The 14,088-nt window shown below is 70.3% G+C and carries 9 protein-coding genes; 4 read left to right on the top strand and 5 right to left on the bottom strand.

Annotated elements, in window-relative coordinates; genetic code table 11:
* Window positions 1–92: 92 nt before the first annotated feature.
* Both P3X83_RS31705 and P3X83_RS31700 read right to left on the bottom strand, forming a co-directional pair.
* On the bottom strand, window positions 93–1,853 hold the full coding sequence (locus P3X83_RS31705) for a 2-isopropylmalate synthase (protein ID WP_277308974.1): 1,761 nt from the start codon (window positions 1,851–1,853) through the stop codon (window positions 93–95).
* Between the two features lie 60 nt (window positions 1,854–1,913).
* Complete coding sequence (locus P3X83_RS31700) at window positions 1,914–2,267, bottom strand: hydroxyisourate hydrolase (RefSeq protein WP_277308973.1); 354 nt, start codon at window positions 2,265–2,267, stop codon at window positions 1,914–1,916.
* Between the two features lie 241 nt (window positions 2,268–2,508).
* On the opposite strand from P3X83_RS31700, the gene P3X83_RS31695 reads away from it, so the two are divergent.
* The 4 genes from P3X83_RS31695 to P3X83_RS31680 all read left to right on the top strand — a co-directional run bounded on the left by P3X83_RS31695 (window position 2,509) and on the right by P3X83_RS31680 (window position 7,501).
* Complete coding sequence (locus tag P3X83_RS31695; protein ID WP_277308972.1) at window positions 2,509–2,697, top strand: hypothetical protein; 189 nt, start codon at window positions 2,509–2,511, stop codon at window positions 2,695–2,697.
* Window positions 2,698–3,139: 442 nt separating this feature from the next.
* Window positions 3,140–6,238: a BTAD domain-containing putative transcriptional regulator gene (locus P3X83_RS31690; protein WP_277308971.1), complete on the top strand. Its 3,099-nt coding sequence runs from the start codon at window positions 3,140–3,142 to the stop codon at window positions 6,236–6,238.
* Window positions 6,239–6,376: 138 nt separating this feature from the next.
* Window positions 6,377–6,628 (top strand): DUF5988 family protein, encoded by a 252-nt coding sequence (locus P3X83_RS31685; RefSeq protein WP_277308970.1) that lies wholly within the window; start codon window positions 6,377–6,379, stop codon window positions 6,626–6,628.
* A gap of 207 nt (window positions 6,629–6,835) precedes the next feature.
* On the top strand, window positions 6,836–7,501 hold the full coding sequence (locus P3X83_RS31680; protein WP_277308969.1) for a 4'-phosphopantetheinyl transferase superfamily protein: 666 nt from the start codon (window positions 6,836–6,838) through the stop codon (window positions 7,499–7,501).
* Between the two features lie 17 nt (window positions 7,502–7,518).
* Here P3X83_RS31680 and P3X83_RS31675 read toward each other — a convergent pair whose 3' ends face one another.
* From P3X83_RS31675 to P3X83_RS31665, 3 genes are all read right to left on the bottom strand, one after another.
* Window positions 7,519–9,282, bottom strand: coding sequence for a biotin carboxylase N-terminal domain-containing protein (locus P3X83_RS31675; RefSeq protein ID WP_277309084.1), 1,764 nt, complete (start codon window positions 9,280–9,282; stop codon window positions 7,519–7,521).
* Between the two features lie 205 nt (window positions 9,283–9,487).
* Window positions 9,488–11,032: an acyl-CoA carboxylase subunit beta gene (locus P3X83_RS31670; protein ID WP_277309083.1), complete on the bottom strand. Its 1,545-nt coding sequence runs from the start codon at window positions 11,030–11,032 to the stop codon at window positions 9,488–9,490.
* Between the two features lie 82 nt (window positions 11,033–11,114).
* Window positions 11,115–13,889 (bottom strand): LuxR family transcriptional regulator, encoded by a 2,775-nt coding sequence (locus tag P3X83_RS31665; RefSeq protein ID WP_277308968.1) that lies wholly within the window; start codon window positions 13,887–13,889, stop codon window positions 11,115–11,117.
* Window positions 13,890–14,088: the final 199 nt, after the last annotated feature.

The raw sequence follows: 14,088 nt of genomic DNA, 5'->3' as shown, positions 1-14,088 counted from the left end.
GTGCGCAGGTCGGGCGTCTGCTCGCGGGGATCGCGCCCCGGACGCCGGGGCTTCCTGAGCTGGATCTTCCGCATGTCCTTCGTCCCTCCCGGTCAGCGGACGGCGGTCGCCATCGGACGGCCGTTGCGCGCGGCGAGCGTGCCGACCGGCTCGCCCACGGGACGGCGCGCACGCGGCACGTGGCGTGCGCCGCTCGCCCGGTCCACGGCCGCCGACACCGCGCGCAGCGCGGCGACCTCGACGTCGCGGTCCACGCCCGCGCCCCAGAAGACGGTCCCGTCCAGGCGGCACTCGGCGTACACGGCGACCTCGGCCCGCTCCAGGCCGGTGTCCATCCCGGTGCGGTGCACGGCGCGGACGTCCACGCCCCGCCCGGCAAGGGTGGCGCGCAGCGCCTCGACCAGGTCGATCCGCTCGCCGCCGACGTCGAACCCGCCGTCGTCGAGGTGGAGCACGGCCGCCACCGGGGTGGGACCGAAGGTCAGCGGCAGCGGCAGCGCGGTCGGCGACAGGTACTCGGCGTCGAACAGGTCCTTGACCCGGTCCGTGGCGATCTCCATGCTCTCGGCGTCCGCGCGGCGCTGCACCACCTGGGCGAAGTCGATCTGCAGGTCGCGCGGCAGGTGCATGCCGTGCCAGGCGCTCATCACGTAGGCGACGCCGCCCTTGCCGGACTGGCTGTTGATCCGCACCACGGCCTCGTAGGTCCGCCCGACGTCGGCGGGGTCCACCGGCAGGTACGGCATGTCCCAGGGCAGTTCCCGCGCCGGCGTGCCGGTCCGCGCGGCCTCGCGTTCGAGGGCGTCGAAGCCCTTCTTGATGGCGTCCTGGTGGGAGCCGGAGAAGGCGGTGTAGACGAGGTCGCCGACGTAGGGGTGGCGGGGGTGCACGGCCAGCCCGTTGCAGTGCTCCACGATCCGGCGCACGGCGTTGATGTCGGAGAAGTCGATGCCCGGGTCCAGCCCGTGGCTGAACAGGTTCATGCCGAGCGTGACCAGGTCGACGTTCCCGGCCCGCTCGCCGTTGCCGAACAGGCAGCCCTCGATCCGCTCCGCGCCGGCCATCAGGGCCAGTTCGGCGGAGGCCACCCCGGTGCCCCGGTCGTTGTGCGGGTGGATCGACAGGCACAGGTGCTCCCGGCGGGACAGGTGCCGGTCGAGCCACTCGATCTGGTCGGCGAACACGTTGGGCGTGCTGCGCTCGACCGTCGTGGGGAAGTTCAGGATGATCGGCCGGTCGGGTCCGGGCTGCCAGACGTCCATGACGGCCTCGCAGACCTCCAGGGAGAAGTCCAGCTCGGTGTCGTTGAACAGTTCGGGCGAGTACTGGAACCCGAGGTCGCAGCCGGCCAGCGTCTTGTCGGCGTACTTCATCATCAGCCGGGTGCCCTGGACGGCGAGGTCCTTGCACTCGTCCCTGGTCATCCCGAACACCAGGCGGCGGAACAGCGGCGAGGTGGCGTTGTAGAGGTGGATCGTGGCGCGGGGCGCGCCGGCCAGGCTCTCCACGGTGCGCCTGATCAGCTCGTCGCGGGCCTGCACCAGGACGGAGATCCGCACGTCGTCCGGGATCAGGTCGTTCTCGATCAGCGAGCGCAGGAAGGCGTGGTCGTCCTGGCTGGCCACCGGGAAGCCGACCTCGATCTCCTTGTAGCCCATCCGCACCAGCAGGTCGAACATGGTGGTCTTGCGCGCCAGGTCCATCGGGCTGGCGAGCGACTGGTTCCCGTCACGAAGGTCGGTGGAGAGCCAGCGCGGCGCCGAGGTGATGGCGTTGCCCGGCCACCGGCGATTCGGGAACGGTATCGGCGGTGGCGCACCGTAGCGCCCCACCGCGTTCGACTTCTGTTTCACCGGTAGTTCCCTTTCTCTGCCTGACGGGCGGTCAGCCGCAGCGTGACCTCATACCGCCCGTCAACTGTTGGAACCGAAGAACGTGGAATAGGAATACGGCGACATGGTCACCTGTATCTGATAGGAATCGACCGAGTCCAAGATCCTGAACATCACGGTGATTTCCGGGTAGGCCGCATTCATGCCCAGCCCCACGAAATAGTGGTCGCTGTCGAAGACGATCCGATAAAGGCCCCGATCCAACCTGGCCGCGTGCCATTCCATGATGTAGCCCTCGCTATCGGTCTCCGCGGCGGCGACGGTGTGCCACACACCGTCCACCACGGATTCCAACCGCGCGCGCAGACCGGCGGCCGTCCGGCCGTAAACGCTGTCCAACGCCTGCGCAGTAATGCTCATGTCCAGGACACCCATCCATGATCAACAAATGTCACGAGGCGGGCCCGTCCCGCGTGCGCACAGACTGGCAGAGCCGGTTATCGGATCACCTTCGACGCGCTATCGGAGCGGGACCGGAACCACCCCTTAAGGGTTTGATGGCGGGTCAGAAGCGAACCGATAACGACCGGATGGCGGGTGCTCCTAGGTTCGTGGTCAGCAGGAAAACGAAGCCCGCGGCCGCCGCCCGGACCGCGACGGGGATCAGGAGCAGAGCATGAAGCACACCACCGACAGCCGGATCTTCAAGATCGTCGCCTCCACCGTCTTCGCCATCGGCGGTGTCACGGCGGGTGCCGCCTTCGCCGTCACGCCCGCAGCGGCCGACATCGTGGTCGTCGCGACCCCCTCGCCGCTGCCGACCGGCCCCACGCTCTCGCCGTCCGACGGCACCCCCTGGGGCTGATGTCCTATCCCCTGCGCGACGCCCTGACGGGGGCATACATCACCGGCCGGAGACCATCGTCTCCGGCCGTTGGCGTTGTCGGGAGAGCCGCGAGACGCTCCCCTACCACGTCTCGCCGTACATATGGGTAACTTCCGATTTCGTGGATGTTACCGGCCGGGGCTCGTTACCGCCTGGAAGGTGACAGGGATCCAGTAACAAAACCAGCACTTAGTTCCACTGGATCTCAAACCACACAAGTTGTACGATTGCGCACACAGCAACGCCAGATAGCGAAAGCGGTAGGTTTGCGGCTAAAGGAACTGTACGTTACGCATTGGTATCCGCGGCTGACCGCATCGCAGGAACACCTTCCTTGACAGCACCTGGAGCTTGTCCCGCGTAGCGCGACAGTGCGGGGGACCCCGCGGGGGCGGGGTGAGTCTTCTGCGGGGAGATGCGGGTGGAGTTTCGCGTTCTCGGTCCTCTTGAAGTCGCCGTCGGCGACCGCCGGCTGGATCTGGGAGGCATTCGGCAGCGCACGGTTCTCGCCCTGCTGCTGCTCGATCCCAACAGGATCGTCACCATCGGCCGGCTCATGGTCGCCATCTACGGCGACAACCCGCCGACCACCTCCCGGTCACAGGTGCAGATCTGCATCTCGGCGCTGCGCCGCATGTTCGCCAAGCACGGCGTGAACGACCTGATCTCCACGCACTCCCAGGGCTACGCCATCCAGGCCGGCGCCGAGCAGATCGACGCGCACCGCTTCGAGTCGCTGCTCCAGCGGGCCAGGCAGTCCCGCGAGACCGGCGACGCCGAGGACGCCGCACGGCAGTACCGGGAGGCGCTGTCACTGTGGCGGGGGCCGGTACTCGACGGCATCGAGAGCAGGCTCGTGCAGTCGGCGGCGGGCCGTCTCACCGAGAACCGCATCGCCGCCCAGCAGGACTGCATCGAGCTCGAACTCGAACTCGGCAGGCACCAGGATCTGGTGGGCGAGCTGACCGAGCTGGTCGAGGAGCATCCGCTGCGCGAGCGCCTGCGCGGGCAGCTCATGCTGGCGCTCTATCGGTCCGGACGGCAGGCCGAGGCCCTCCAAGTCTACCGCACCGCGCGGCGCACCATGATCGACGAGCTCGGCCTCGAACCCAACGAGCACCTGCAGCGGCTCGAATACGCGATCCTCACCTCCGACGAGCGGCTCGCCGTCCCGGTCAAACAGGCGCCCGCGCCCGACCCGGCACCGGCCCCGCAGCCGGTGGAGGAGGAGCCGCGCCCTCCGCAGCCGGGTGGCAACGTCCCGCACATGCTGCCCACCGACATCGCCGACTTCACCGGCAGGACCAAGCAGGTCGAGGAGATCCGGCAGCAGCTCGTGCTGGCCGCCGAGGATCGCTCCCGCTTCGCCGTGCCGGTCATCGTCATCGCCGGCAAGGCCGGCATCGGGAAGTCCACGATCGCGGTGCACACCTCGCACAGCGTCTCCGACCGCTTCCCGGACGGCCAGCTCTACGCCGACCTGCACGGCGCGGCCTCCCGGCCGATCAGCCCCATGCAGGTGCTCGAACGCTTCCTGCGCGCCCTGCGGGTCTCCGGCAGCGCCATCCCGGACACCCTGGACGAGCGCGCCGAGATGTACCGCGACCTGCTCGCCGACCGCCGGATGCTGGTGGTGCTGGACGACGCGGGCAACGAGGGCCAGGTGGTCCCGCTGCTGCCCGGCAACCCCGCGTGCGCGGTCATCGTGACCAGCCGCAGCAGGCTGGCCGGGCTGGCCGGGGCCATCCACGTCGACGTGGACGTCTTCGACGTCAACCAGTCCATCGACCTGCTGTCGCGGATCGCCGGGGCCGAGCGGGTGCAGTCGGAGGCCGACGCCGCCGCCAACCTCGCCGAACTGTGCGGGCAGCTCCCGCTGGCGCTACGGATCGCCGGGGCCAGGCTGTCGGCGCGGCCGCATTGGAGCATCGAGCAGCTCGCGGGCCGGCTGGAGGACGAGACCCGCAGGCTGGACGAACTCAAGCACGGCGAGATGGGGATCAGGGCCAGCATCTCGCTCACCTACGAGAGCACCAGCGAGCAGGCCAGACGCCTGTTCCGCAGGCTGGCCATCCTGGACGCCCAGCTCTTCTCCGCGTGGGTGAGCGCCGCCCTGCTGGACGAGCCGCTGGACGACACCCAGGACCTGCTGGACGACCTGGCCGACGCCCAGCTCATCGAGACCACCGGGGTCGGCCACGGCATCCACAGCCAGTACCGTTTCCACGACCTGATCAGGGTGTTCGCCAGAGAGCGGCTCGCCGCCGAGGAATCCAGCGCCGAGCGCAGCGCCGCGCTCGGCCGGGTGCTCGGCGCGCTGCTGTTCCTGGCCGAGGCGGCGCACCGCAAGGAGTACGGCGGCGACTTCGCCCAGGTCTACAGCGACGCGGTGCGCTGGCCGCTGCCCGGCAAGCTGGTGGACCAGCTCGTCAGCAACCCGCTCGTCTGGTACGAACGGGAGCGGCTGACCCTGGTCTCCGGCATCCGCCAGGCCGCCCAGGCCGGGCTGTCCGCCCTCTCGTGGGACCTGGCCATCACCTCCGTCACGCTCTTCGAATCACGCGTCTACTTCGACGACTGGCGCGACACGCACGAGATCGCGCTGGCCGCGGCCCACCAGGCGCGGGACAAGCGCGGGCAGGCCGCGATGCTGTACTCGCTCGGGCACCTGCACATCGCCGAGCAGCGCTTCGACGAGGCGCGCAGCCACTTCGACGCCGCGCTCCAGCTCTTCCGCGAGGTGTGCGATGACCAGGGGATAGCGCTGGTCATCCGCAACATCGGCCTGCTCGACCGGATGGACGGCCGGTTCGCGGAGGCCGCCGCCTATTACGAGCAGGCGCTGGACATCTTCCGATCCAGGGGCGACCTGATCGCCGCCGCGCACGTGCTGCACAACATCGCCCAGCTCCGGCTGGAGGAGGACGACTTCGACGGCGCCAAGGAGCTGCTGGCCGAGGCCCTGCGGCTGTGTCAGGAGAGCGGCGGCAGGCGGGTGGCGGCGCAGGTCCTGCACCGGATGGGCCTGACCTATCTGCAGTCAGAGGACTTCGATCTCGCCGTGGGCTCCTTCGAGGAGGCTCTGGGCGTGGTACGGGAGATGGGCGACCGCGCGGGCGAGGCGTACGTGCTGCACGGACTGGGCCTGGCGCGGATGCAGCGCGGCGAGTACGGCGAGGCGGAGGGCGCGCTGCGGCAGGCCCTGATGCTGGCCGCCGCCGCCAGCCATCGCCTGGTCGAAGGGCAGGTCCAGATCGCGCTGGGCGAGCTGGCCCTGGCCGACGACCGGGCCACCCAGGGCATCCCGCACATCCGGGAGGCGGTGGCGCTGTTCGGCGCAATGAAGGCCACCCTGCACGAGGCACGGGCCTACTCGCTGCTGGCCGATGCCCATCGCGCGTCGGGCGACGGCGAGGCCGCCACACAAGCCCTGACCAGTGCGGTCACCCTCACCGAGGACATTGACTCACCGATAGGTGAGCGAATGCGAACAGAACTCATAAAACGCTTGAAGATTTGACCGGCACCGTTCCAAAGTGGCTCCGAGCTTAGGGGCGGATAGGGGATGTGCCTGGATATCAGCGTTTGTCACCATGGCAGTGCGGAAAAAGATCCCTCCCGCCCCCGGCGGGCCCAGGTGACGAGGAGTGCCCCGCTGATGAGAAAGACCATCACGCCCACCGCCCCCGCCGCCGACCACGCCGCGACGCTCGCCGGGCCGGTGGACGTCGTGCTGGAGGGCGGTCCCGCCCATCTCCCGAGGAGCCTGAGCGTCGAGGGCGAGGCCGCCGCCTACGGGAGGCTGAAAATCGCCAACGGCGCCGGCTACGAGCATTTCGAGCGCGTGGCGGACACCGACGCCGGGCACTGGGTATTCCGCTGGATCATGCGGACCCGGATAGCCGAGTAAGTCGTTTCCCGGGTTCCGCCAATCGCGTTGACCTTCGGTCAGAAATGCGGTCAGAGCGGCGCTTGGTGCGCGGGAAAACCGCATCCCCTACGATCCGACAGTGCCCTCTGTCAAGACGAGCTGTGGAGTGCCACGGGCAAACCCCGTGGCCCCCCTCCGGGGCGTGGCCCGGGAAATCGGGAAAGCCCTGCGCTTGGAGGGACCTGCTTGATCGAAATCATCCTGCCCCCCTCCGTCGCGGCCGTGGACACCACCGCCGATCCGCCGGACGCCCGCCTTTTCCCCGAGGAGGCGGCGCTGATCCGCCAAGCGGTCGACAAACGCCGCCGGGAATTCACCACCGGCCGCGCCTGCGCCCGCGAGGCCATGGGCCTGCTCGGCCGTACCGCCGAACCCGTGCTGCGGGGCGAGCGCGGTGAGCCGCTGTGGCCAATGGGATTAGTGGGAAGTATCACGCATTGCGCCGGATATCGGGCGGCGGCGCTCAGCCGCGCGGCCGAGGTCGCCGCGATCGGCATCGACGCCGAGCCCAACGAACCGCTGCCGAACGGCGTGCTGCCCGCCGTCTCCTCCCCCGCCGAGCGGGAGATGATCCACGAGCTGCGGCGCGGCCATCCGGGTGTCCGCTGGGACCGCCTGCTCTTCTGCGCCAAGGAGTCCGTCTACAAGGTGTGGTTCCCGCTGACCGGCCGCTGGCTGGGGTTCGAGGACGCCGAGGTGAGCGTGAGCCCGCTGGCGGGCACCTTCGAGGCGCGGCTGCTGCGCGGCGGGCCCCGCGTGGACGGCCACGAGCTGACCGGCCTGACCGGCCGCTGGCTGGTGAAGAACGGCCTGCTCCTCACCGCCATCGTCGTGCCCGCCCACGTTCGCTGACCTCATCGGCCCGCCGCTCAGGCGTCCTTGATGTCGCAGATGACGGCCCCGTTGCCGAGGGTCTGGCCGATGCTCGCCGACAGGCCGGCCACCACGCCCGCCTTGTGCGCGGTGAGCGGCTGCTCCATCTTCATCGCCTCCAGCACCACGATCGTGTCACCGGTGACGACGGTGTCGCCGTCGGCGGCGAGCACCTTGACGATCGTGCCCTGCATCGGGCTGACCAGCGCGTCGCCGCTCGCGGTGGCGCGCTTTACCGAGGTCGCGGCGCGGCGCGGAGCCTTCTTCAGCGCGCCGTTGGCCGTCCCTCCGCCGCCCCCACCGGGACGCCGGCCCTCCGGCAGCACCACCTCAAGGCGGCGGCCTGCCACCTCGACGGTGATCCGCTCCCGCGCGGCGGGCGGCTCGGCCGTGGCCGCCGCGGGGTTGTGCGGCGTGATGACGGTGGCGAACTCGGTCTCGATCCAGCGGGTGTGGACGGTGAACGGCTCGCCGGCGAAGGCCGGGTCGTCCACCACGGCCCGGTGAAAGGGCAGCGCGGTCGGCAGCCCCTCGACGACGAACTCGCCCAGGGCGCGCCGGGCCCGCGCGAGCGCCTGACGGCGGTCGGCCCCGGTGACGATCAGCTTGGCGATCAGCGAGTCGAACTCCTGGGGCACCGTCTGCCCGGCGGAGTAGCCGGAGTCCAGCCGCACGCCGGGGCCGCCCGGTGCGCGCAGCTCGGTGATGGGGCCGGGCGTGGGCAGGAAGTTGCGGCCCGGGTCCTCGGCGTTGATCCGGAACTCGATGGAGTGGCCCTTCGGCGCGGGGTCGTCGTAGCCCAGCGGCTCGCCGGAGGCGATCCGGAACATCTCCTGGACCAGGTCGATCCCGGTGACCTCCTCCGTCACCGGGTGCTCGACCTGCAGGCGCGTGTTGACCTCCAGGAACGACACGGTGCCGTCCATACCGATGAGGAACTCACAGGTGCCCGCGCCGACGTAGCCCGCCTCGCGCAGGATCGCCTTGGAACCCTGGTAGAGCCGCTCGCGCTGCTCCTCGGTGACGAACGGCGCGGGGGCCTCCTCGACCAGCTTCTGGTGGCGGCGCTGGAGGGAGCAGTCGCGGGTGGAGACGACCACGACGTTGCCGTGGGAGTCGGCCAGGCACTGGGTCTCGACGTGCCGAGGCCGGTCCAGGTAGCGCTCCACGAAGCACTCGCCCCTGCCGAAGGCCGTGACGGCCTCGCGGACCGCCGACTCGTACAGCTCGGGGATCTCCTCCATGGTGCGGGCGACCTTCAGGCCGCGCCCGCCGCCGCCGAAGGCGGCCTTGATGGCGATCGGCAGTCCGTGCTCGGCGGCGAACGCGGTGACCTCGGCGGCTCCGGACACCGGCTCGCTGGTCCCGGCGACCAGCGGCGCGCCGACCCGCTGCGCGATGTGCCGGGCGGCCACCTTGTCGCCGAGCGCCCTGATCGCCGCGGGCGGCGGGCCGATCCAGGTCAGCCCGGCGTCGATGACGGCCTGGGCGAAGTCGGCGTTCTCGGCCAGGAACCCGTACCCGGGGTGGACGGCGTCGGCCCCCGACCTCCGGGCGATGGCCAGCACCTTGTCCACGCACAGGTAGGTCTCGACCGGGGTCTGGCCGTCCAGCGAGTAGGCGTGGTCGGCGACCTTGACGTGCGTCGCCTCCAGGTCCTGCTCCGCGTAGACGGCCACGCTCACCAGGCCGGCGTCCTTACAGGCGCGGGCGATCCGCACCGCGATCTCGCCTCGGTTGGCGATCAGTACTTTCCGCAACTGACGGTTCATGAAGGGAGCCTTCGCAGGAGGGACGGCGTTGACCAGGAGCGGGGCGCGCGGCCGCGGGAGTTCCAGCCGGGGGGTCTCTTGGGGGCGGGCTCGCCCTCGTCTGGACCCGCCACCAGGTACAGCGCGCAGATCAGCGCGCACAGCTCTTCCTCAGTCGGATCGCCGGAAACGACGCTCAGTTCGCTCTCGTCCATCACATCGGGGGGTTTCCGTGCTTGCGCTGCGGCGCGTGGGCGTGTTTGGCGCGCAGCAGGCCCAGGGACCTGATCAGCGTGGCCCGGGTCGCGCGCGGGTCGATGACGTCGTCCACGAGACCGCGCTCGGCGGCGTAGTACGGGTGCATGAGGGTGGTGCGGTACTCCTCCACGCGCTTGGCGCGCTGCTCGACGGGGTTGTCCGCGGCGGCGATCTCCCTGCGGAAGACCACGTTCGCCGCGCCCTCCGCGCCCATCACCGCGATCTCGTTGGTGGGCCAGGCGAAGGAGAGGTCGGCGCCGATGGAACGGGAGTCCATCACGATGTACGCGCCGCCGTACGCCTTCCTGACGATCACCTGGATCCGCGGCACGCTGGCCGCGCAGTAGGCGTAGAGCAGCTTGGCGCCGTGCCGGATGATGCCGTTGTGCTCCTGGTCGGCGCCGGGCAGGAAGCCGGGCACGTCCACCAGGCTGACCAGCGGGATGTTGAACGCATCGCACATCTGGATGAAGCGGGCGCCCTTCTCCGACGCCTTGATGTCCAGCACGCCGGCCAGCACGCTCGGCTGGTTGGCGATGATCCCGGTCACGTGGCCGTCGAACCTGGCCAGGCCGCACAGCAGGTTGCCCGCCCAGCCCGCGTGGAACTCGAAGAACTCGCCGTCGTCCACCAGCTCGGCGATCACCGCCGCCATGTCGTACGACTGCGCCGGGTCGGCGGGCACCAGGTCGAGCAGCGCGTCGCCGGACCGCTCGGCCGGGTCCGACGAGGCGATCGACGGCGGCATCTCCTGGAAGTTGGCCGGCAGCATGGACAACAGGTAGCGGACGTCCTCCAGGCAGGAGATCTCGTCCGGGTAGACGAAGCCGGCCACTCCCGACATGGTGCCGTGCACCTGGGCACCGCCCAGCGCGTCCTGGCTGATCTCCTCACCGGTCACGGCCTTCACGACGTCGGGGCCGGTGATGAACATCTGCGAGGTGCCCTGCACCATGAAAACGAAGTCGGTGAGGGCGGGAGAATAGGCCGCCCCACCGGCGCACGGGCCGAGCATCACACTGACCTGGGGGATCGCCCCCGACATCCGCACATTCCGCTGAAATATCCCGCCATAACCGGCGAGGGCCGTCACCCCCTCCTGGATCCGGGCGCCCGCGCCGTCGTTCAAGCTGATCAGCGGCACGCCCGAGGACTCCGCCAGGTCCATCACCTTGTGGATCTTCTCCGCGTGGGCCTCGCCCAGGGCCCCGCCGAAGATCCGGAAGTCGTGCGCGTAGACGATCACATCACGGCCGTAGATCTTGCCCCAGCCGGCCACGACACCGTCGGTGTGCGGCCGGCGCCACTCCAGGCCGAACCCGGTCGCCCGGTGCCTGCGGAACGCCTCGATCTCGACGAAGGAATCGCTGTCCAGGAGAACGTCGAGGCGTTCCCGCACGGTGAGCTTGCCCTTGGCGTGCTGCTTCACCGTCGCGTCTGGATCGGGCCCCGACTGGACGCTGTCCCGCATGAGCTCCAGCTCGGCGACCCGGTCCCGCATGGTCTCGGCCGGCAGCGCGGTGGTGGGCGTCGGGAGACTCCCGATCTTCTCGTGTGTGTGCACGCGATCCCCTTCGTTCAGGTCATGTGGTGACGGCGCCGCCGAACTCCAGGCTCGGCGGCAGGTCCGCGCGGCGGGAGATGTTGAGCTTCCGGTACGTCCGCGTCAGGTGCTGCTCGACCGTGCTGATCGTGATGTAGAGCTTCCCGGCGATCTCACGGTTGGTGTAGCCCGCCGCGGCCAGCACGGCGACGCGGCGCTCGGCGTCGCTCAGCACCGTGGTCATGGACGCCGGAACCTCGGCGTCGTCCTTGTCGTCCCCGCCGTCCCTGAACAGAGTCCTGCTCAGCGGCTCCGCGTGGCACTCCTTGGCCACGCTGAGGGCGCGTCCGGCGATCATCCCGGCGCGACGGTACTCGCCGAGCGCCTGGTAGGCCTCGACGAGGTCCAGCAGCGCCCTGGCCAGTTCGTACCGGTCTCCGCTGGTCTGCAGGAGCTCGGCGGCCTGACGCAGCAGCATCGGGCGGTGGCGCACCTCTCCGGTCGCGGCGAGCAGCCGCATGGCCATCCCGTGGACCCTGGGCGTGGCCGGGCCGCAGCGGCGCAACTGACCCTCGATCAGTTGCTGGGCCTGCTCGGGACGCCCGGAGCGCAGGCACGCCTCGGCGGCGTCCACCCGCCACGGGATCAGCCCGGGAACGTCGAGGTCCCACTTGCGGATCAGCTCGCCGCAGAGCTGGAAGTCGCGCAGCGCCAGCGTCGGATGGTCCGTCGCCAGGCTGTAGCGGCCTCTGGCGTAGAGGTAGTGCAGGCCGTAGCGGGTCTCGAACATGGCGTCCGGCACCGGCTGGTCCAGGTGCTCGTGGACCGCGTCGTGATCGCCCATCGCGGTGGCCGCCATGATCAGGCTGCTCAGCGGCCCGCCGACGGCGACACCCCAGCTGGTCAGCGGGATGATCTCCATGGCCAGCCGCGCGTGGTGCTCGGCGCCCGGCATGTCGCCCTGGCGCACGGCCATCTCCGCCCGGATGGCGGCCAGCCGCGCCTGCCGGCTCGGCGCGTGGCGTGAGGACGCCTCCACGCTGAACAGGTCGCACCACGGCACCGCCTTGTCCTGACGCCCGGCGTAGGTGAGGGCCAGCAGCGCGCTCTCGACGGTGTCCATCGACATCTCGTCCAGGCGGCAGCCGCGCAGAATGCGGTCCACGCCTTCGATGAGCTGCTCGCGCGGGCCCTTGGTGAGGACCTCCGCGAGCGCCAGGGTGGCCTCCAGGCGGCGGCTGGCCGCGACCGAGATGATGGCCGAGCGGTTCTGCGTGCCGAAGGAGCCGCGCATCTCCGCCAGGAACGGCGGGTAGGTGCAGCGCAGCCACGGCTTGACCACGGCCAGTTCGGTCGAGGTCTCGCCGTCCACGTCCTCGGCGGCGGTGCTAACGCCCTCCAGCACCTCGCGGGCGTCGACCGTCCTGCCATGCCACAGCAGCGCCCGCGCGAGCACGACGGCGTCGCTCCCGCGCAGGTTGCCGCGCTGCATGGCGTCGGTCAGCTCGGCCAGGTGCCCGGCGGGCGCGCCGGGGTTGATCCGCCACTCGGCGCGGACCAGCATCGTCATGATGCGCATCCGGTGCTGCTCGTCCGCGCACTCGCGCCAGGCGAGCTGCAGGTACGAGACGGCGGGCTTGACCCGACCCTCGCGCAGCGCGTTCCTGGCGGCGTCCTCCAGCACGGGCACGACCCAGGGGGCCTCGATGCGGCCCGCCTGGAGCAGGTGGTCGGCGATGTCGGTGGTCGACGCCCCCGCGTCGTGGGCCAGTTCGGCGGCCCTGCGATAGAGATCCATCCGCTCGCGCGGTTCCAGTTCGGCCAGTACGGCCGCGCGCGCCACCTCGTGACGGAAGCCGCCTAAGGCCAGCAGCCCGGCGGCGGTCAGCGAGTGCAGCGACTGCGAGACCGTGGCCGAGCCGACGCCGAGCAGCATGCCCAGCGACTCGGGATCGCCGAGGACGGCGAGCCCGCGCGCCACGTGCAGGGCCTGCGGTTCGCCTCGGTGCAGACATGACAGGACGGCCTGGCCGTACCGGTCGCCCACGACGGGTTCGTCGGGCTCGCCGGATCGCGACGCGGGGTGCTGGTCCTCGATCAGCGCGCCGACCAGCAGCGGGTTGCCGCCGCTCAGGTCGTACCAGGTGGAGCCGTGCCGTACGGCCTCGTCCTCGCCCAGCCGCTCGGCGACCACGGCGGTGACGCCGGCCGGGGACAGCGGGTCGAGGTGGACGCGCCGGCAGTGCGGCTGGCGGAGCAGTTCGGTCTGGAAGATCGTCTCTGTGTACCGCCCATGGTCGGAGTGACCGAACACGGCGGCGACCCTGGCGAACCGCACGCGGCGTGAGAGGTAGGCCAGGCAGAGCAGCGAGAGCCGGTCGGACAGGTGAACGTCGTCCACCACGATGACCAGCGGATAACGTTCGGAAAGTTCCAGCAGGACGGTGCAGAGCGCATGGACGACCTGGGCGTCGACCTGTTCGAGGATCTCGCCCCCGTTGTCCCCGTCGGGTTCGTGCGCGACCGAGGCCGCGCCCTCGGCGAGCAGCGCCAGCGCGCGCTCGCGCTCCTCGGCGGTGAGCGGGGCGTCCTGGATCAACTGCCCCATGACCCCCAGCGGGAGGTCCTGCTCCACGCGCGAGGCCGTCGCCATCACCGCGAGCGCCCCAAGCTCGGCGACGCGTTCGGCGAAGGCGTGCAACAGCTCGCTCTTGCCGGTGCCCACCGCACCGGTGACCAGCGCCACCCTGCCCTTGCCGGTGAGCGCGTCGGCCACCAGCCGTTCAAGGGAGGCGAATGCCTCGTCTCTCTCCATCAGGCCCATGATCAGCCCCCCTGTGCTCGATTCTCCTATTGGAGGTGACGATAGGGACGCTAAGTCCTGCCGACTTCCAATCATTATCGAACGGCTATCGCAGGCGCGCTGTCCACCCAGGACGGTGGTAATAGGGGTCGCGCGGCGGAGGGCCGGGAGGCATGCTTTACGAGCATAGCGGAGTCTGTGGTGGCGTAGG

The sequence above is a fragment of the Spongiactinospora sp. TRM90649 genome (genome assembly GCF_029382225.1).
Taxonomy (GTDB): Bacteria; Actinomycetota; Actinomycetes; order Streptosporangiales; family Streptosporangiaceae; genus Spongiactinospora.
This window is presented reverse-complemented; position numbering and strand designations above follow the sequence as displayed.